The 17,891-nt window shown below is 59.5% G+C and carries 17 protein-coding genes and 1 pseudogene; 9 read left to right on the top strand and 9 right to left on the bottom strand.

The genetic code is table 11. From position 1 onward, the window contains the following. Nucleotides 1-475: 475 nt before the first annotated feature. Both ACQKP4_RS08040 and ACQKP4_RS08035 read left to right on the top strand, forming a co-directional pair. Nucleotides 476-793 (top strand): hypothetical protein, encoded by a 318-nt coding sequence (locus ACQKP4_RS08040; RefSeq protein WP_427632014.1) that lies wholly within the window; start codon nt 476-478, stop codon nt 791-793. Nucleotides 794-951: 158 nt separating this feature from the next. After that, on the top strand, nt 952-1,290 hold the full coding sequence (locus ACQKP4_RS08035; protein ID WP_427632013.1) for a hypothetical protein: 339 nt from the start codon (nt 952-954) through the stop codon (nt 1,288-1,290). Between the two features lie 180 nt (nt 1,291-1,470). Here the strand turns inward: ACQKP4_RS08035 and ACQKP4_RS08030 are convergent, their stop codons facing one another. Then, entirely contained in the window at nt 1,471-1,926 is a 456-nt protein-coding gene (locus ACQKP4_RS08030; RefSeq protein ID WP_427632011.1) for a GNAT family N-acetyltransferase, read from the bottom strand. A gap of 648 nt (nt 1,927-2,574) precedes the next feature. Here ACQKP4_RS08030 and ACQKP4_RS08025 point away from each other — a divergent pair. Then, nucleotides 2,575-4,185: an alkaline phosphatase family protein gene (locus ACQKP4_RS08025; protein ID WP_427632010.1), complete on the top strand. Its 1,611-nt coding sequence runs from the start codon at nt 2,575-2,577 to the stop codon at nt 4,183-4,185. Between the two features lie 123 nt (nt 4,186-4,308). Here ACQKP4_RS08025 and ACQKP4_RS08020 read toward each other — a convergent pair whose 3' ends face one another. Further along, nucleotides 4,309-5,229 (bottom strand): TauD/TfdA dioxygenase family protein, encoded by a 921-nt coding sequence (locus tag ACQKP4_RS08020; RefSeq protein WP_427632009.1) that lies wholly within the window; start codon nt 5,227-5,229, stop codon nt 4,309-4,311. A 183-nt stretch (nt 5,230-5,412) separates the two neighbouring features. Here ACQKP4_RS08020 and ACQKP4_RS08015 point away from each other — a divergent pair, with 183 nt between their 5' ends. Next, the gene (locus tag ACQKP4_RS08015; protein WP_427632007.1) at nt 5,413-6,333 is read left to right on the top strand and encodes a LysR family transcriptional regulator; all 921 of its coding nucleotides are present in this window, start codon (nt 5,413-5,415) and stop codon (nt 6,331-6,333) included. A 101-nt stretch (nt 6,334-6,434) separates the two neighbouring features. Here the strand turns inward: ACQKP4_RS08015 and ACQKP4_RS08010 are convergent, their stop codons facing one another. After that, the gene (locus ACQKP4_RS08010) at nt 6,435-7,448 is read right to left on the bottom strand and encodes an ABC transporter substrate-binding protein (protein ID WP_427632005.1); all 1,014 of its coding nucleotides are present in this window, start codon (nt 7,446-7,448) and stop codon (nt 6,435-6,437) included. A 326-nt stretch (nt 7,449-7,774) separates the two neighbouring features. Between ACQKP4_RS08010 and ACQKP4_RS08005 the strand changes: the two genes are divergently transcribed. From ACQKP4_RS08005 to ACQKP4_RS07995, 3 genes are read left to right on the top strand one after another with little or no spacing between them, the layout of a single operon-like run. Next, a complete protein-coding gene (locus ACQKP4_RS08005; protein ID WP_427632003.1) occupies nt 7,775-9,373 on the top strand; it encodes an ABC transporter permease in 1,599 nt (532 codons plus the stop codon). Continuing rightward, nucleotides 9,370-10,185: an ABC transporter ATP-binding protein gene (locus ACQKP4_RS08000; protein ID WP_427632001.1), complete on the top strand. Its 816-nt coding sequence runs from the start codon at nt 9,370-9,372 to the stop codon at nt 10,183-10,185. The genes ACQKP4_RS08005 and ACQKP4_RS08000 overlap by 4 nt, the downstream gene beginning before the upstream one ends. Before the next feature lie 14 nt (nt 10,186-10,199). Further along, the gene (locus tag ACQKP4_RS07995; RefSeq protein ID WP_427632000.1) at nt 10,200-11,810 is read left to right on the top strand and encodes an arylsulfatase; all 1,611 of its coding nucleotides are present in this window, start codon (nt 10,200-10,202) and stop codon (nt 11,808-11,810) included. Between the two features lie 130 nt (nt 11,811-11,940). Here the strand turns inward: ACQKP4_RS07995 and ACQKP4_RS07990 are convergent, their stop codons facing one another. Then, nucleotides 11,941-13,014, bottom strand: a complete 1,074-nt coding sequence (locus tag ACQKP4_RS07990) for a fatty acid desaturase (protein ID WP_427631998.1) — start codon at nt 13,012-13,014, stop codon at nt 11,941-11,943. Nucleotides 13,015-13,114: 100 nt separating this feature from the next. On the opposite strand from ACQKP4_RS07990, the gene ACQKP4_RS07985 reads away from it, so the two are divergent. Continuing rightward, nucleotides 13,115-14,119 (top strand): AraC family transcriptional regulator, encoded by a 1,005-nt coding sequence (locus ACQKP4_RS07985; protein ID WP_427631996.1) that lies wholly within the window; start codon nt 13,115-13,117, stop codon nt 14,117-14,119. 169 nt (nt 14,120-14,288) lie between these two features. On the opposite strand, the gene ACQKP4_RS07980 is transcribed toward ACQKP4_RS07985, so the two are convergent. From ACQKP4_RS07980 to ACQKP4_RS07970, 3 genes are all read right to left on the bottom strand, one after another. Next, a complete protein-coding gene (locus ACQKP4_RS07980) occupies nt 14,289-14,654 on the bottom strand; it encodes a response regulator (protein WP_427631994.1) in 366 nt (121 codons plus the stop codon). Nucleotides 14,655-14,838: 184 nt separating this feature from the next. Then, nucleotides 14,839-15,168, bottom strand: coding sequence for a hypothetical protein (locus ACQKP4_RS07975; RefSeq protein WP_427631993.1), 330 nt, complete (start codon nt 15,166-15,168; stop codon nt 14,839-14,841). 66 nt (nt 15,169-15,234) lie between these two features. Further along, nucleotides 15,235-15,921 carry a Crp/Fnr family transcriptional regulator gene (locus tag ACQKP4_RS07970; protein ID WP_427631991.1) on the bottom strand — a complete coding sequence of 229 codons (687 nt, stop codon included), beginning with the start codon at nt 15,919-15,921 and terminating at the stop codon, nt 15,235-15,237. An 84-nt stretch (nt 15,922-16,005) separates the two neighbouring features. Between ACQKP4_RS07970 and ACQKP4_RS07965 the strand changes: the two genes are divergently transcribed. After that, complete coding sequence (locus tag ACQKP4_RS07965; protein WP_427631989.1) at nt 16,006-16,530, top strand: DUF962 domain-containing protein; 525 nt, start codon at nt 16,006-16,008, stop codon at nt 16,528-16,530. Nucleotides 16,531-16,636: 106 nt separating this feature from the next. On the opposite strand, the gene ACQKP4_RS07960 is transcribed toward ACQKP4_RS07965, so the two are convergent. Both ACQKP4_RS07960 and ACQKP4_RS07955 read right to left on the bottom strand, forming a co-directional pair. Beyond that, nucleotides 16,637-17,626 carry a sulfate/molybdate ABC transporter ATP-binding protein gene (locus ACQKP4_RS07960; protein ID WP_427631987.1) on the bottom strand — a complete coding sequence of 330 codons (990 nt, stop codon included), beginning with the start codon at nt 17,624-17,626 and terminating at the stop codon, nt 16,637-16,639. Nucleotides 17,627-17,629: 3 nt separating this feature from the next. Further along, nucleotides 17,630-17,891 (bottom strand): annotated as a pseudogene (locus ACQKP4_RS07955) (hypothetical protein); the annotation flags it as partial.

Below are 17,891 nucleotides of genomic sequence, written 5' to 3'. Positions count from 1 at the left end.
AGGTGCATTTGTGTCGTTTACCTGTCGAGTTTCCAAGCCCGACCGCTGAACTTTCAGCGACACGGAAACAATAGAATCAAGGCCGACGACGCACAAGTCGGCGGATTCTGGCGTAGCTGTAGGCCACGGCGCAAGGTTTCGTAGCTTTCAGGACGTAACCTTGATCGGTTTTAAACACGCGGTATCCGCTGATGTTGAACTGCCTACGAAAACGTCCTACACGCTAAACGCATGCTGATAGCACGTTGTATTACTCACAGCGTCAGGCGAGCTCGCAATCCCATCGAGCGGAATGCTGGAACGGATTTCTCAGGAAGTAAGCGACACTATTGCGATCAAGCGAAAGGCAGCAATCAGCCAAAAGCTGACGATACTGTCATGCATTGATAGTCTATATACGCGCTGAGTCGAGTAGGCCTTTTCCTCATAAACTACTCAACACGCGACACCGTATGCATGACACAAGGATATCCCGATGACACTGGCTGACTTGCAACGGTTATCCGTATCTCAAAGCGAACTGGTTCTTCCCTACCCCCAAGCGATTACAGCTTTGCAACTTCTGGAGGTAACCGGCGCTATCCTGATGGGATGGGAGGGGTGGTTACGCTACCCAGACGGCAGGTTGGGACATTCCGACATGCACCAAGGCACCACTGACACTTCAGTGCTTCCTTCATCAGAAGCGTATAGCTGGGCCAAAGCTTCCATGAGCCTGTCGCAAAAGGAACACGAACTCCAGAACGAGACTACCGATATCAAGCTGCTTTTTTGCATCATTGTGAATGCTTGACATGCCCCGCTGAACGATTTAGCCAATCTTCGTCGACCGGTTGAATCCGGCCAGAAGCAGTCGTTCGGAAATAGGGGCTGTTCTCTTGTTTCTCCATCCCTGTACGCGCTAGCCTCAATGTGTTTTAACCGCCACGAGCAGGAAGAGTCAGTCACCCTATGAATTTGGATCGTGCAAAGCAGCTGATTCATGGAGAGCAAGATCATGACTTCCCTATTGAAAGTCTCATCCATGTTCTTGAAGCAGCCATTGAACTGATTTCTCTTCCGGACAATGACTTCTGCTGGTCACGTTGGGAGGACGAAGAGCAGGCAAAGAGAGAATTGCTAGGTTTGGTCAGCACGCTGAAATCTGGCGTGCTACCCGAAAGGATGAAAGTTGCTGTTCTTTTTGCTCCAACCGGTCCACTGCAAGAAGTCAGCCTCAGCAGTGGTTGGGCGGGCACCTTCCTTAAAGTGGCTGAGAAATACGATGAAGTTGAAGCATTGCTGTGGTGAGCGGGCCAACAACGCACTGAATCTCGTCCACTAACCCATTTACGCGTTTTGTAGCTGAGCCTTCGTGTAGGGCCGCTTTGGGTCGTTTTCAGCCCTAAAAGATGTTCTCACGCGCCTACCGACGCAGCGGGCGAGTGAAATCACTGAATTGCTGCCGCATAAGTGGGTGAAAGGCCAGGACTAATCCTCAAGCCGTTTTTCCATAACGATGGTGCGCTCAATCCCATAAAACTCATCGCGGATTTTCTGATAACCCAGCGCAGCGTAAAACTTCTCCGCTGTAATCGACGACGGCACCCGCAAAGCTCTAACACCACCGCTGGCAGCAATAGCATGTATGACATTCATCAACTGCCGACCGATACCGCCACCTTGGTACGAAGGATCAACGAAAACGCTTCTAACAACATCACCGTCGAGACTTGCAGTGCCGGTAATATTTTCGCCTAGCAAGGCTACGAAAATCTTGCGCTTATCGAGCAGTGCGCTGACGGCTTCAGGAGCAAAGCTCCGTTCCACCTGAGCGATAACGTCAGGTGAGTAATCCTGTGAATTTGACTCACGCAGAGCAGCGATCACTACACGGCTAATCGCTGCTGTATCTCCGCCTGTTGCGGGGCGAACATGACATTCCATGTTGGGAACCTCAATCTTTAGTGATCACAGCCTAGCTCATCGCAACGCGCCTTAACCGGACGCTTGCTTTCAGTCGGCCTCCATAGGCAGAAAACGGCCGATTCTGTTGAAAAAGGCGGCCATGGTTTCCACGGCAGAAAAGTACGCGCTTGAGATTGAAATCTTTACTTTGAGTAGAGGATTCCGGACTCAGATTTCGCGTAGCTGCGCGCAAAAAAGGCATTTTCAGCAGTCAATACGTGGGCAGTCTGGAAGGACCGACTTTTTCAACACAATCATCCAAAAGCGGTCACTCACTACCGGCAAAATCGGGGCGATCCATGTAGGTTGAGTGCCCCACAGATACAAACTAACTCTGTATGTGGACGCTACTGTAAACCTTAGGCGGAACCCTTTCAGTCGTCGGTTTACGGTGCTGACCGATCTCCCGCTGGATGGCAGTGGTGGTGGCGAGTCACTTGACCGGCTACGCCAAGCCCATGAGCAAAAAAAAACCAGCCAGGGGAACGCTGAGCAGCTGCTTCTAGCCGAATGTTGATCTGCCCAAGCAACGATGCAACCCCTGCATCAACCCCATTCCCCAAATGCACTTGCCCCAACCCGCCCAACCAGCGAAAACCCTCGCCTGTCTTTTGATCGGTGAACCCCATGCCCAACACCCCGAACCCCGTGCGCAATGTGCTGTACATCATGTGCGATCAACTGCGCCGCGATTACTTGTCGTGCTACGGCCACCCGCATCTGCACACGCCGAATATCGATCGTCTGGCCGCTGCCGGTGTGCGTTTCAGCCGCGCCTATACCCAAGGCACCATCTGCGGGCCGTCGCGGATGTCGGCCTACACCGGACGTTATGTCAGCAGCCATCAAGTCGCGTGGAACGCCGTGCCGTTGCCGCTGGAGGAGCTGACCCTCGGCGATTACCTGCGGCCGCACGGCATTCGCACGGCGCTGGTCGGCAAGACCCACGCCACGCCGAACGAGCCGGCCTTGCAACGCTTGGCCATCGACCCGAAACACGCCGAGATGCTGAACGAAGTCGGCTTCGAACCGTACTTTCGCCACGACGGCATCTTTCCCGACGACCCGCTGTTCGACGAAAAACGTGAATCAGCGCCTTACACCCATTACCTGCGCGACCTCGGTTTTGCAGGCCGCAACCCGTGGCACGAGTGGGCCAACGCCGGCGCAGGTGCTCAGGGCGAAATCCTCAGTGGCTGGCAAATGCGCAACGCCCATGTGCCGGCGCGCATCCCAGAGCAGCACTCCGAAACCGTCTACACCACCGACCGTGCCATCGACTTCATTGGCGAACAAGGCGAGCATCCGTGGTGCCTGCATCTGTCGTACATCAAACCGCACTGGCCTTACATCGCGCCTGCGCCCTATAACGCGCTGTACGGCGCCGCACACGTCGTCGACCCGATCCGTGCAGCGCTCGGCGAAGAGAGCGATCACCCGGTGTACACCGCGTTTCGTCAGCATGAAGAGAGCCTGAATTTCTCCCGTGAAGAGGTGCGGCTAAACGTAATCCCGACCTACATGGGACTGATCAAACAGGTCGACGATCAGCTCGGGCGGCTGTTTGATTTTCTGCAGAGCAACGGTCGCTGGGACGACACGCTGATCGTGTTTACCAGCGATCACGGCGACTTCCTCGGCGACCATTACCTGGGCGAAAAAGAGTTTCTGCTGGAGCCGGCGGTCGGCGTGCCGTTGATCGTGCGCGACCCGCGTCGGGCGGCGGATGCCACGCGGGGTTCGGTGGATGCGCGGCTGGTGGAAACCATCGATGCGTTGCCGACATTTCTGCAAGCACTTGGGTTGCCGAGTGCCGAGCATCGGCTGGAGGGACGCTCGCTGATTCCGTTGCTGCACGGTGTGAACACTGAGTGGCGCCGCTACGCCATCAGCGAATACGACTACGCCTTCCAGGCCCCGGCGCGGGAGCGGCTGGCGCAACCGATCGACCGTTGCCGCATGACCATGGTCCGCAGCGAACGCTGGAAATACCTGGCGTATGACGGCTTTCGACCGCAGCTGTTTGATCTGCTGAATGATCCGCAGGAGTTACACGATCTGGGCGCTGACCCGGCGTATGCGGCCGTGCGCGAAGAGCATGCGGGGTATTTGTTCGAGTGGGTGCGTGGGTTGAAACGCAGGACGACGATCAGTCATCAGGAGATTGATGTGCGGGGGCAGAGATTTCGGTACGGTGAGCCGCAGACTGAGAAAATGGTACAGATCGGCGTTTGGTGAAAAGCATCGTCGGAACGCCGCGCCCGGGGCAAGGCCGCTCCCACAGTGTTTGGTGTCTGTTCACATCCATTGTGTTCAACATCACTTCACTGTGGGAGCGGCCTTGCCCGCGATAGCGTCCGATCAGACGCCGCTGACTTCAGCTCCCTTAATGGTCTGGCTCCGCTGCCCCGCCACCCCGATTGGCACTTCACCTTTAAGTGTCACCCGCCGCACGATCCGGTCCTGAGTGCCGTAGTCATCCACCGCGTAATGCTGGGTCGAACGGTTGTCCCAGATCGCCACATCACCAGCCTGCCAGCGCCAGCGCACGGTGTTTTCCTGACGCACCACATGGCTTTGCAGCAGCCCGAACAGGTGCGCCGAATCCGCCTGCGAATAACCTTTGATGCGCTTGACGAAATGCCCCAGCAACAGGCTTTTCTCGCCACTGATCGGGTGCACACGGACCACCGGATGCTCGGTCTCGTAAACCGTCGAGGTGAAGATCTTGCGGTAACGCTCAAGCTTCTCCGCCGAGACGTCAGGCTTGGCGCCGGCGTAGTCATATTCGTTGCTGTGCACGGCCACCAGTTTGTCCGCCAGTTCACGCAGCTCGGGGGCGAGTTCGTTGTAAGCGGTCGCGGTGTTGGCCCACAGCGTGTCGCCGCCGAATGCCGGCGCCACGACGGAGCGCAGGATCGAAGCTTTCGGATACGCCTCCACGAAGGTCACGTCGGTGTGCCACGAGTTGGCGCGCTGGCCTTCGGCACCGTCCAGCTCCAGCAGATAACGCGTGCCTTCACGCACCGGTACAGTCGGGTGCGCCACCGGCTCGCCGAGCAGATGAGCGAACGCTTCCTGGCGCTGATCGTCGAGATGCGTCTGCTCGCGGAAGAAGATCACTTTGTACTGCACCAGCGCCTGCTGGATGGCTTCAACGGTGCTGGCGTCCAGTTCACCGGAAAGGTGCACGCCACGGATCTCGGCGCCGATCCGACCGGCCACTGGATGGATTTCAAGTGCGTGAACAGCGGGTTTTACAGCTAAAGCGGCATTGCTCATGGGTAGACCCTCTATCGGACTGCTGACGGTTGAGCGACAGCGAAACAACGCTCTATCTATATTCAATTTAGGTCTAATAGATATTCACATGCTTCGTTGACGGAATAAGAGCTTGCATTTAAAACCTCTAGCAACCCTCGTCGCAAATGCCTTCGAGCTATTTTTAGGATGCCGGAAAAGCATATGGATCTTCGTCAGCTGCGTTACTTCATCGCCCTCAACGAACACCGCAGTTTTGTCCGCGCGGCCGACGCCATGGGCATCACGCAACCGGCGTTCAGCCGCAGTATCCAAGGGCTGGAGCAGGAGTTCGGGTGTGTGCTGGTGGACCGTGGCAACAAGGATTTACGCCCCACGCCCGAAGGCCAGGTGGTGCTGCAACACGCCTTGTCGCTGGTGCAGGGCGCGGCGTTGCTCAGTGCGGAAGTGACGCAGATGACCAAGCTCGACGCCGGGGAACTGCGCTTTGGTTGCGGCCCGGCGCCAGCGGTGAAACTGGTGCCGGACGCGGTGGCGCAATTCATCAACGCCCACCCGAAAGTGCGCACCTGTTTCGAGGTGGATAACTGGGAAAAACTCAGCCGCGCGCTGAGCCGCGAGGAGATCGAATTCTTCATCGCCGACATCCGCCACTTTGAATCCGACCCCAACTTCCAGACCCAGGCCTTGACCCCCAAGCGCGGGGTGTTTTTCTGCCGGCCGGGCCATCCGTTATTGGCCAAGGAAAGCCTGTCGACCAATGACATGTTCGATTACCCGCTGGCGACCACGCTGATCCCGCCAGGCATTCGCAAACTGCTGGCGAATCTCAGTGGCCGTACCGATTTTTCGCCGACCATCGAGACCGAGCATTATCCGGCGCTGGTGAAGATTGTGTTGCAGTCGAATGCCATCGGCATCGGCACGGAGGAGGCGTTTCTGGAAGACAGTGTGCAAGGTTCACTGGTGCTGCTGCACTGGCGAAATCTGCCGCAGAACATTGAGAGCATGAACGCGCGGTGCGGGATTGTGAGTCGTACCGGGTTTCGGTTGTCGCCGGCGGCGCGGGCGATGATTGAAACGCTGGTGGCGGTGGATAAGCAGCAAATCTCTGTCGCGGTTTAGGGCCTCTTCGCGAGCAAGCCCGCTCCCACAGGGTTATGTGTTTACACATCCACTGTGGGAGCGGGCTTGCTCGCGAAAGCGTCCATGCTGGCGCTAAAGATTCAGAGCTTTGCCGCAGCCAGTTCAGGCGCCACCCACTCCGATACCTTGAACGGCTTGCGAATCAGCCGCTGCTGCGACGCCAAATCCACCGCGTCCTGCAATTTGCCAAGGAACACCGGGTCCAGCGTCGACGGGAACACCTCGCTCAACTTCTGGTCCTGCAAGTCCTGGGAGAGAATCACCGGCGGGTAACTTGCCAGCCCTGACACCAATTGAATGTAGGCCTCTTTGTTGCTGTCCTGAGTCAGCCAGTCCACCGCTTGCTGCTGCGCTTTCAGAAACTTGGCCACTACCTCGGGATTCTCGTCGACAAACTTGCCGGAGCCCACCAACACGCTCTGTATGCTGCCGGCGCCGCCCAGGTCCTTGGTGTTCAGCGGCAACTCGGCCAAGCCCTTGGCCTGCAACGCCGTCAGCCCGGAACTGCCCCACGACGCGTCGATCTGCTTGGCCGCGAGCGCGGCAACCGCACCGCTGAAGTCCAGATTGATCACCTTCAGGTCTTTCTCGCTCAGCCCCTGGCTGGCCAACGCAGCATCAAAGGACAGTTGCGTCGCGGTGCCCTTGAAGATCGCCACGCGTTTGCCTTTCAGGTCCTGCAGCGTCTTGATTCCGGAACCCGGCAACACGCCGAGGTATTGCTTCACACCGCGCGCCGAGGCGCTTAGCAGCCGCGTATCCAGGCCATTCGACTTGCCAATGATCGCCGCCAAGTCACCGAGGTAGGCCAAATCCACCTGACCGTTGGCGAACGCTTCGTTGATCACCGGGCCTGCGCCCTTGAAGAAACTCCACTGAATCTTGATGCCTTGATCGGCGAAGGCTTTTTCGTAGATCTGCTGTTCGCGCAACACATCCACCACGCCCCCGCCGCTGTGCTGCGTGCCGGCGCTGAGGTCGGGCACGGCGATGCGGATTTCCTTGAGTTCGGCAGCGTTGACGGTGAACGCCAGCATGCTTGCCAGAGCCGGTGCGGCGAACAGACTGATGACACGTTTGAAAGGGCGGTTCATAGATGCGGCTCCTGAGGACAACGGGCGTAGTGGAGCTGAAAGTAGGCTGAATCAGGACCAGCACTTAAATAATATAAATTCACATTTTTAGATCTTTTTGACCTAAACCACCAAATACGGGCGCTGTGGATCGCCATGCTTAAAAAGCATCAAAAATATTCATCGAATGCATTGGATGCGTATCGGCTGTAAGCCTTAAATGGCTTGGCTTATCTCCTAATAGAATTGACATGCATATTTATAGATCTTTTTTGCATATCACTTAAACCCTGTAGGAGCCCCACGACAGGCCAGCCTGTATTGCAACCCGACAACGGAGGTCATCCATGGCCCGTATTTCCCTTCTCAGCCTGCCGCTGGCCGCGCCGTCGCTCAATGGCAAACGCCGTTGGCCGCGTCTCGGCCAGCGGTTATTGCCTTGGTTGTTGCCGTTCGGTTTGTTCGCGTTGTGGTGGCTGGCCAGCCGCAATCACTGGATGAGCGAGCAGATCCTGCCAGCGCCGTCGCTGGTCTGGAGCAGCGCAGTGGAATTGGCCCAGGGCGAGTTGTGGAGTCAGTTGTGGATCAGCTTGCAACGCCTGTTCTGGGGCTTGCTCGCCGGGATCAGCGCCGGGGCCGTGTTGGGCGCGGCGCTGGGTTTCAGCCGTCGACTGGAGCGCCTGGTGTTCCCGACCTTCGCCGGGCTGGCGCAAGTACCGACGCTGGCGTGGATTCCGCTGTTCATGGTGTTTTTCGGCATCGGCGAAGTATTGAAACTGGTGGTGCTGATCAAGGCCATCGTCGTGCCGGTGACCTTGCACACGCTGGTCGGCGTGCGTGATGCGCAACCCCGACTGCGCGAAACCGCGGCGGTGCTGCGCTTGCCGCCACGGCTGCTGATCCGGCGCCTGGTGCTGCCCGCAGCGTTGCCCGCCTTCATGGCCGGTGTGCGGCTCGCACTGGCCGCTGGCTGGACATCGTTGCTGGCGGTGGAACTGCTCGCCTCCAGCGAAGGCATCGGCTACCTGATGGTCTGGGCGCGACAGCTGTTCATGCTCGACATCGTCTTTGTCTGCATCGTGGTCATCGGCGTGATCGGCGTGGTGATGGATCGCGGCATCGGGCTGCTCGACAAAAAACTGGTGCACTGGCCGCATCCGGCGACCGCGGAAATCCGCCGCGGCCCGCGCTACGAAGGCTGGCAACGGGTGCAACCGTGGCTGCTGCCGCTGGCGCTGCTTGCGTTGTGGCAAGTGACGACGGATCAGCAATGGGTCGACGCGAATATTCTGGTCAGCCCGTTGGCGGTCCTCGACACCGCCTGGAACGGCTTGCTCGACGGCACGTTGATCGCCGGCATGGCGCTGAGCCTGGGTCGCACCCTCGGCGGCTTGCTGCTCGGCGGTGGCCTCGGGTTTGCGCTGGGATTGCTGCTGGGCCTGTCGCGCACCAGCGAACGGGTGCTGGGCCCGACCCTCGCCGCCCTTCGCCAGATCGCGATTTTCGCCTGGGTGCCGCTGCTCACCGCCTGGTTCGGCCTGGGGGAATTGGCCAAGTGGGTGTTCGTCGCCCTCGCCGCATTTTTTCCGCTGTTCATCGCCACTCAACGCAGCGTCGCCAACCTCTCGCCACAACTCAACGAGGCCGCGCAGGTGTTACGCCTGAGCCTCGGCCAGCGGCTGCGCCGCCTGGTATTGCCGGGCGCGGCACCGGGAATTTTCGCCGGTCTGCGCCTGAGCCTGATCTACGCCTGGCTCGGCACCATCGGCGCCGAATATTTCATGCCGTCCAACGGCGGCATCGGCAGCCAGATGATCGGCGCCCAACAACTGCTGCGCATGGACCTGATCATGGCCGGCATGTTGCTGGTCGGCCTGACCGGCGCCCTGCTCAACCTCATTGGCCAACGCCTCGAAATCCGCGCCACCCGCTGGAGACACGCATGAACGCACCGATTGTCAGCTTCAATCACGTGGGCAAATCCTTCGACGTCGATGGCTTCGAGCTGGAGGCGATTCACGAATTCAACCTGGACATTGCCGAGGGCGAATTTGTCGCCATCGTCGGTTCGAGCGGCTGCGGCAAGTCAACCTTGCTGCGGCTGCTGATCGGCCTTGACACGCAGTTTCGCGGGCAGATCACCGTGGACGGTAAAGCCGTCACCGGCATTGGCGGCGAGCGCGGCATTGTGTTCCAGGAACACCGCTTGTTCCCGTGGCTGACGGTGGCCGACAACATCGGCCTGGGCCTGGTCAACGAACCGTTGAGCAGCGCGCAAAAGGCACAACGGGTCAGTGATTTCATCGAACTGGTGGGCCTGACCGATTTCACCCGCGCCTATCCGCATCAGCTCTCCGGCGGCATGGCGCAACGGGTGGCCATCGCTCGCGGGCTGGTGGCGAGCCCGCGTATCCTGCTGCTGGACGAACCGTTCGGCGCCCTCGATGCGCTGACCCGCCAGCAGATGCAGGACGAGCTGCTGGCGATTCGCGCGCGGGCAAAAATCACCACGATTCTGGTAACCCACGATGTCGAGGAAGCCATTTTTCTCGCTGACCGCGTGGTGGTGATGGAGCCGCGCCCCGGACGGATCAAGCAAGTGGTCGACATCGCCCTGCCCCATCCGCGCCAGCGCAGCAGCTTCGACTTCCATCAACTGCGCGAAGAACTGCTGCACGAACTCACCAGCGACGGCCACTACCAGCCGCCCGTACAGGTGCAGGTCCGTGATTTGCCGCTGTCTTTCATTGCCTGCTGAACAGGAGATTTTCGATGCCGCAACGTCCCAACTTTCTGGTGATCCTGGCCGATGACCTGGGCTTTTCCGACCTCGGTGCATTCGGCGGTGAAATCGCCACGCCGAATCTGGATGCACTGGCGAACAACGGCCTGCGCCTCACCGATTTCCACACCGCGCCCACCTGCTCGCCGACCCGCTCGATGTTGCTCACCGGCACCGACCACCACATCGCGGGCATCGGCACCATGGCCGAAGCGCTGACACCGGACCTGATCGGCAAACCCGGCTACGAAGGCTACTTGAACGACCGCGTGGTGGCGCTGCCCGAGCTGTTGCGCGAGGCCGGTTACCAGACGTTGATGAGCGGCAAATGGCACTTGGGCCTGACGGCTGAACTGGCGCCGCACGCCCGGGGGTTCGAGCGTTCTTTTTCACTGCTGCCCGGCGCCGCCAACCATTACGGTTTCGAGCCGACCTACGACGAACAGACGCCCGGCCTGCTGAAATCGACGCCGGCGCTGTACATCGAGGACGACCGATTCATCGACGAGTTACCCAAGGATTTCTATTCCTCGGATGCCTTCGGCGACAAGTTGCTGCAATACCTCAAGGAACGCGACCAGACCCGGCCGTTCTTCGCCTACCTGCCGTTTTCGGCACCGCACTGGCCGTTGCAGGCGCCGGCTGATGTCGTCGAGAAGTATCGCGGTCGCTACGACGCCGGCCCTGAGGTGCTCAGGCTGGAGCGTCTGGAAAAACTGAAATCCCTGGGGCTGATCGAGGCCGATGTCGAGCCGCATCCACTGATCCAGCTGACCGCCCAATGGGCAGCCCTGAGCGACGAACAACGGCAGATTTCCGCGCGCGCCATGGAGGTGTACGCGGCGATGGTCGAGCGCATGGACTGGAACATCGGACGTGTCGTCGATTACCTGCGCCAACAAGGGCAACTGGACAATACCTTCATCCTGTTCATGTCCGATAACGGCGCCGAGGGCGCATTGCTGGAGGCGTTTCCCAAGTTCGGCCCGGAGCTGATGACCTACCTGAACGAGCATTACGACAACAGCCTCGACAACATCGGCCGCGCCAATTCCTACGTCTGGTACGGGCCAAACTGGGCGCAGACCGCGACCGCGCCGTCGCGCCTGTTCAAGGCGTTTACCACCGAAGGAGGAATTCGCGTGCCGGCGCTGATGCATTACCCGCAACTGTCGCTCAAAGGGCAGATCAGCCACGGGTTTGGCACGGTGATGGACATCGCGCCGACCATTCTTGATCTGGCCGGTGTGAGGCATCCGGGCAAGCAATGGCGCGGCAAGCAAGTGGCTGAGATTCGCGGCAAATCCTGGCTGGGGTTTCTGTCCGGCGAGACGGCGCAGGTGCATGACGAGCACACGGTGACCGGGTGGGAATTGTTCGGACGACGGGCGATTCGGCAGGGGCAGTGGAAGGCGGTTTATATCCCGGGACCGGTTGGGCCGGCGACCTGGCAGTTGTATGACCTGGGGAACGATCCGGGGGAGATTCATGATCTGGCTTTGAGTCAGCCGGAAAAGCTCAGCGGGTTGATTGAGCATTGGCAAAAATATGTCGATGAGACCGGAGTGATCTTGAGTGAGTCGCCGTTTCAGCCGGATTGATGGTGTCTGATCCGGCCCCTTCGCGGGCAAGCCCGCTCCCACAGTGATTTGTGTTCAATGCAAACTCAGCATTCACTTTGAAACCTGTGGGAGCGGGCTTGCCCGCGAAGGGGCCGTCAAATACAGCCAATCAAATACTGGCTGCACGCCCGTTTGCCACAGCCACTTCTTCCTTGCGCACAAACCGGTTCGCCCGGCCGAACGTCCCGAAATCATTGAACCTCACGCCCATCTCGCGCATCACCTTATGCGCCACCGGCACGGTCATCTGGCGGATGTAAAACGGTTCTTTCACCACAAAATGGTGAATCCCGTGGCTGCTGCCGAAGTTGAAGCAGAACGCCTGCAACGGCCACATCCACCAAGGGTTCAGCACCTGGGTTTGCTGGATCACATTGCCGGCTTCGATGTCGCCGTAGTAATGCATGTTCGAGCTGACAAAGTGCAGGCAGAACGTGCGCAACACGTTCGGGCCGATGATCACCACCGCCGCAATGTCGATCACCTGCATCACCGACAGCGTCGTCGCCGACCATTCCACCGACGTGCCCATCAAGTAGGCAACGCCATTGGCCGCATGGAAACCGAGGAACATATACCACGCGCCCCAATGCACCAGCGCCAGCGGCGCGTAGACCTTCAGCGTGCGCTTGATGATGCTGAACTTGTGCGCCCAGGTTTTGGCCCGCAGCATGCGAATGAACGCCGACATCACGTTGTCGCCGACCATCAGCAACCGCGCAAAACCCCACGGCTCGCCGTTGGTGATCGCGCGTTCTTCCATGTCGGTTTCAGTGCCGGACACCTTGTGGTGATTGAGGTGCAGATGCCGACGGATCCACGGATTGATCGTGCTCGGCCGAGCCAGCCACACCAGGCCCATCATCAGGTTGTGCGGCACGCGTTGTTTGCGGAAATACATGCTGTGGATCAGGTCGTGTTCCAGTTCGTGGGTCAGCGAGGCGAAAAACGCGTTGAGCAGCAGGCACGCCCACCACGCCATGTGCCCGGTGATGTAGAGCGCCGCCGAGCCGATCATGCCGGCCAGGGCGAAGGCCAGAATGGCCACGCCCAAGGCGTCCTGATGGTTGAGAATCGGGTAGCGCTTACGCAGTTCGACCCCTTTGGCCAGCACCACTTCGCGAATATGTGCTGATCGCTGGGCTGCATTCAGTCGCTGGGGACTTGCAGAAGTACGGTCCATGCTTCCATCCTCTGGTTATTGATGTTCGCATCCTGCCCTGTGAAACCGCGCAAGGCGGTAGCCGTGAACGCCAACCTGTTGACCGGAAGCGCCAATCAGCATGACTGAACCGACCTCCCTCGCCAGCTGGACCCGTGCCCTGCGCAAGCAACTCGACGCGCTGGGCCTCGACAGCACCGCCCTGTGTCACCAGGCGGGGCTCGACCCTCAATTGATGGACGACCCGAACGCCCGTTACCCGTTGTCCGGCACCACGCGCCTGTGGGAAATCGCGGTGCAAGTCAGCGGCGACCCGGCGATTGGCTTGCGCGTGTCGCGGTTTGTCAGCCCGACCACGTTTCACGCGCTTGGTTATGCGCTGGTGGCCAGCGGCAGCCTGCGCGAAGTGTTCGAGCGCATCGTGCGCTATCACCAAGTGGTCAGCGATGCCCTGGAGCTGGAATTGACCCGCGCCGAGGATCGCTACCGGTTTCGCCTGAAAATTCCTGCCGGCAACCCGGCGCCCGCGTTCGAAGCCATCGACGCCTTCACCGCGATTTACGTGCGCACCTGCCGCAATCGTCTGGGTCGCGACTACGCACCGTTGGCGGTTTACTTGCGGCGTCCGGAACCCGCCGACCCGCATCAGTGGCACAAAGTCTTCCGCTCACCGGTGTATTTTTCCGCTGACGAAGATCGACTGGAGTTTTCCCTGGTGGACTTCGATAGTCACCTGGACGACGCCAACCCGGAACTGGCCGAACACAATGAGACCGTGCTCAAGCGCACCCTGGCGCAACTCAAGCCGCTGACCTGGGAACGCAAGGTGCGCGACGCCATCGAGGAGCAATTGCCCGAAGGCGAGCCCAGCGCCGAGCACATCGCCAAGGCCTTGCACCTGAGCTTGCGCAGCCTGCAACGGCACCTGGCGGACGAAGGTTACCGGTTCGACACGCTGCTCAATGAAAGCCGCGAAAACCTGGCACTGCTGCACCTGCGTGACCCGCAATGCTCGTTGAGTGAAATCAGTTATTTGCTGGGGTTTGCCGACACCAGCAGTTTCAGCCGCGCGTTCAAGCGCTGGACGGGGGTGACACCGGGGCAGTTTCGGGATGGGTTGCGGTGATTGATCCGGAAGGCGGGTTGTCTGGGCCGGCCTCTTCGTCGGAGCGCCGCCCGGACCAAGCCCGCCCCCACAGCGGATCTCGGCTGTTCACTAACTGTGTGCCCGCTGCAGATCAAATGGGCGAGCGAGCTTGCTCGCGATGGCAATTTTCAAGACCAAGCAGAATCGCTTACCGCCCCCGATCCCGTCGCAACAACTTGCGCACCCGCGCCACCAGCTCGCTCACGGCAAACGGTTTGAGCAGATAATCGTCCTCATGCAACTCCAGACCCCGCAGCCGATCCTCGATGCCGTCCTCGGTGGTGAGGAACAGCACCGGCGTCTCGCCCAGCTTGCGGATCTGCTGCTGCAACTGCCAGCCGTTGAGCCCCGGCAGCATCACGTCGAGGATGATCAGTGCGTATTCGCCGGTCTCGATATAGCGCCGGCCGTCCATGCCGTTGAGTGCCACATCGACCGAATAGCTCGCCTCATTCAGGCCGCTGGCCAGGAGTTTGGCGGTCTCCGGTTCGTCTTCTACTAACAGCACACGCATGGCACACCTCGATTGGTCAGCCTCACAGGCTAGGCCTCTTTAAGTGAGTTGCCCATGACAAACTTGGATTTCCCGCCGGACGATCAGTGAGTGCAATGCTGGTGAAGGCCGACGCTGTGGTTAATAAAACTGCAGCCGCGCGCAACGCACGCGGCTTGATGGCGTTATTCAACAAGTCGCGCTGTCACTTGCTCACCGTGAAATCGAATATATCCCCCCAATCAGACGTTTCACGGTCGTGCCGTTGCAGTGCAAACGCAGAATAGGCACGGACCTCCAGACTCGCCGATACCGACCACTTGCCGTCTTTAACCAACGCGGAGGCGATCGGGTCACCGTCGGTGGGTACGGCGTAGACATAGACCACCCAGCCCTCCTCACCGACTCCCGAGAACTGCACGGGGTTTTCGACATTGCTGCCTGGCGACGGTGATGTCACCACAGGCGCAGCAACGGCATTCGTCGACGGCTTACCAAGCGCCTCAGCACCTTTGTAGTTGCTCATATCGTTCATCGGTCATCTCCTTGTTGTCGTGATCGACAAACTTCTTCTACACCGCCGACACGCACCTCGCTACTGTCATATCTGACAGGTAGCCCGCAATTTCTCCAGGTCGAGAATCTCGATTTCGCCATAGCTCAGACCGAGAATTCCCTGCCCCTCAAGCTCCTTGAGAATCTGATTGGTGGTCTGGCGCGACAGCGACAACATCGCAGCGAGTTGCTCCTGTGGCAGTTGCAGCGCGCGGCGCGGCGGATCGGTTTCGCCATAGCCTTGGGCGATCATCAGCAGGCGATGAGCCAGGCGTGCCGGGGCGGGCATCAGGCTCAGCTGTTCGAGGCTGATGAAGGTCAGGCGCAACTTGTGGCTCATCAGCAGCGCGAGTTGGCGCCAGTACACCGGTTGTTCGTCGAGCAACTTCAGCAGCGCAACCTGCGGAATGTGCAGCAGCACGCACTGGCCCACGGCGAACGCATCGTGGGTGCGCGGCTGGCCGTCGAACAGGCAGATTTCGCCAAACCAGTGCGGTGGCTCCACCAGGCTCAACACGGCTTCCTTGCCCTGCTCGCTGACCGCGCCGATGCGCACCGAGCCTTCGAGCACCGCGTACAACCCGCAGGGCGGACCACCGCGCTTGAACAGCAACTGCCCCGCCGACAAGCGCCGAATGCGGGCGGCAGCCAGCAGACTATCCTGTAAGGGCACAGGTAGATGACTGAACCATTGCCCCGTCATCAGGCGTGAACGCCAGGCCTGCATATCCATGGAAACTCCTAAAGATTGTCGCCTGCCCGACAGAGCGAAAAGTGAACCCGGGGCATGATCAGTCACCCTACAGGAGGAATAACAATGAAAAGCCTCGTTGACCATCTCAGTCAATACGCCACCTACCACCGTGATCCGCGCAACATCGCCAGCCATTTCATCGGCATTCCGCTGATTGTGGTGGCGGTGGCGGTGTTGTTGTCGCGGCCTGAATGGCCGGTGGCCGGGGTCTGGGTTTCGCCTGCGGTGCTTTTAGCCTTGGCGTCGGCGTGGTTTTACCTGCGCCTCGAAGTGCGGCTGGGAGTTTTGATGACCGTGTTGCTGGGGCTTTGCGTATGGCTCGGCCATGTGCTCGCGCAGCAAAGCACACTGGTGTGGCTGGTCAGCGGTCTCGGGATGTTCGTGGTGGGCTGGGTGATTCAGTTTGTCGGCCATCACTATGAAGGGCGCAAACCGGCGTTTGTGGATGATGTGACGGGGCTGATTGTCGGGCCGTTGTTTGTGGTGGCGGAACTGGCGTTTTTGCTGGGGCTGCGTCATGACCTGAAAGCGCAGATCGAGGCGCGGGCGGGGGGTGTTCGAGTCAATCCGAAGCGTGCTGCTGCGTAGATCGCTTTCGCGAGTAAACCCGCTCCCACAGGGGATTTGTGTGTGAACACGCAAATCACTGTGGGAGCGAGCTTGGTCCGGGCGGCTTTCCGACGAAGCTTTTGCTTTAGATGTTGGCGAGTTTCTGCCAGACCTTGGGTTTGAAGAACAACGTCTCGCCCTTCGCCAGCCCGGTCAGGCTGTCGTGGTCCTTGACCACTTCAGCTTCGATCAACTCGCTCTGACCTTCCACCTTCAATGTCACCCGCGTCGTGGCGCCCAGTGGCCGGATATCGCGCACTTCAGCCGCGTGGTGATCTTCCAGTTCATGCCGCGACAGCGACACCTCGTGCGGACGGAACAGCACGTGGTTGTCCTCGCCCAAGTGCAGGCGGTTGGAATCACCAAGGAAGTGATAGACGAAATCGCTGGCCGGGTTTTCATACACATCGCCCGGTGAGCCGATCTGCTCGATCACCCCCTTGTTCATCACCACGATCCGGTCGGCGACTTCCATCGCTTCTTCCTGGTCGTGGGTCACGAACACGGAAGTCAGGTTGATGTCTTCGTGCAGCCGCGCCAGCCAGCGACGCAGTTCTTTACGGACCTTGGCGTCGAGGGCGCCGAACGGTTCGTCGAGCAGCAAGACTTTGGGTTCCACCGCCAAGGCGCGGGCCAATGCAATGCGCTGGCGCTGACCGCCGGAGAGTTGCTCCGGGTAGCGATCCGACAGCCAATCCAGTTGCACCATGTTCAGCAATTCGTGGACTTTGACCGCGATCTGGCTTTCGCTCGGGCGCTGGTTTTTCGGTTTCATGCGCAAACCGAACGCGACGTTGTCGAACACCGTCATGTGGCGAAACAACGCGTAGTGCTGGAACACGAAACCGACGTTGCGATCACGCACGTCATGGCCGGAAACGTCTTCACCGTGGAACACGATGTTGCCTTGATCTGGCGTTTCCAGGCCGGCGATGATCCGCAGCAGCGTGGTTTTGCCGCAACCCGACGGGCCGAGCAGCGCCACGAGTTCGCCGCTGTGGATGTCCAGGCTGATGTTGTCCAGCGCCTTGAACGCGTTGAAATTCTTGCTGACGTTACGCACTTCGATCGACATGAATTATTCCTCCGCGGCGCTGGCGCGCAGGCGGTTAATACGGTTTTCGCTCCACTGCTTCAGCAGCAGGATGAAGAGCGCCATGATCAGCAACAGGCTCGCTACCGCAAACGCGGCCACGTGGTTGTATTCGTTGTAGAGGATCTCGACGTGCAGCGGCAAGGTGTTGGCGCTGACGTAGAGCTGGATCAACTGGCAGGCAATACCGACGGCGATCATGACCGCACCGAACATCGCGACGTACAGGTAAGGCACCCACTCAGGG

The sequence above is a fragment of the Pseudomonas sp. NPDC086278 genome, assembly GCF_050280905.1.
Classification (GTDB): domain Bacteria; phylum Pseudomonadota; class Gammaproteobacteria; order Pseudomonadales; family Pseudomonadaceae; genus Aquipseudomonas.
The sequence above is the reverse complement of the archived record's forward strand: the minus strand, read 5'-3'. Positions and strand labels throughout refer to the sequence as shown.

Excerpts from the sequence above, each read along its gene's own strand:
- ACQKP4_RS08040 (WP_427632014.1), top strand. The coding sequence starts at position 476 with ATGACACTGGCTGACTTGCAACGGTTATCCGTATCTCAAAGCGAACTG.
- ACQKP4_RS08035 (WP_427632013.1), top strand. The coding sequence starts at position 952 with ATGAATTTGGATCGTGCAAAGCAGCTGATTCATGGAGAGCAAGATCAT.
- ACQKP4_RS08030 (WP_427632011.1), bottom strand. The coding sequence starts at position 1,926 with ATGGAATGTCATGTTCGCCCCGCAACAGGCGGAGATACAGCAGCGATT.
- ACQKP4_RS08025 (WP_427632010.1), top strand. The coding sequence starts at position 2,575 with ATGCCCAACACCCCGAACCCCGTGCGCAATGTGCTGTACATCATGTGC.
- ACQKP4_RS08020 (WP_427632009.1), bottom strand. The coding sequence starts at position 5,229 with ATGAGCAATGCCGCTTTAGCTGTAAAACCCGCTGTTCACGCACTTGAA.
- ACQKP4_RS08015 (WP_427632007.1), top strand. The coding sequence starts at position 5,413 with ATGGATCTTCGTCAGCTGCGTTACTTCATCGCCCTCAACGAACACCGC.
- ACQKP4_RS08010 (WP_427632005.1), bottom strand. The coding sequence starts at position 7,448 with ATGAACCGCCCTTTCAAACGTGTCATCAGTCTGTTCGCCGCACCGGCT.
- ACQKP4_RS08005 (WP_427632003.1), top strand. The coding sequence starts at position 7,775 with ATGGCCCGTATTTCCCTTCTCAGCCTGCCGCTGGCCGCGCCGTCGCTC.
- ACQKP4_RS08000 (WP_427632001.1), top strand. The coding sequence starts at position 9,370 with ATGAACGCACCGATTGTCAGCTTCAATCACGTGGGCAAATCCTTCGAC.
- ACQKP4_RS07995 (WP_427632000.1), top strand. The coding sequence starts at position 10,200 with ATGCCGCAACGTCCCAACTTTCTGGTGATCCTGGCCGATGACCTGGGC.
- ACQKP4_RS07990 (WP_427631998.1), bottom strand. The coding sequence starts at position 13,014 with ATGGACCGTACTTCTGCAAGTCCCCAGCGACTGAATGCAGCCCAGCGA.
- ACQKP4_RS07985 (WP_427631996.1), top strand. The coding sequence starts at position 13,115 with ATGACTGAACCGACCTCCCTCGCCAGCTGGACCCGTGCCCTGCGCAAG.
- ACQKP4_RS07980 (WP_427631994.1), bottom strand. The coding sequence starts at position 14,654 with ATGCGTGTGCTGTTAGTAGAAGACGAACCGGAGACCGCCAAACTCCTG.
- ACQKP4_RS07975 (WP_427631993.1), bottom strand. The coding sequence starts at position 15,168 with ATGAACGATATGAGCAACTACAAAGGTGCTGAGGCGCTTGGTAAGCCG.
- ACQKP4_RS07970 (WP_427631991.1), bottom strand. The coding sequence starts at position 15,921 with ATGGATATGCAGGCCTGGCGTTCACGCCTGATGACGGGGCAATGGTTC.
- ACQKP4_RS07965 (WP_427631989.1), top strand. The coding sequence starts at position 16,006 with ATGAAAAGCCTCGTTGACCATCTCAGTCAATACGCCACCTACCACCGT.
- ACQKP4_RS07960 (WP_427631987.1), bottom strand. The coding sequence starts at position 17,626 with ATGTCGATCGAAGTGCGTAACGTCAGCAAGAATTTCAACGCGTTCAAG.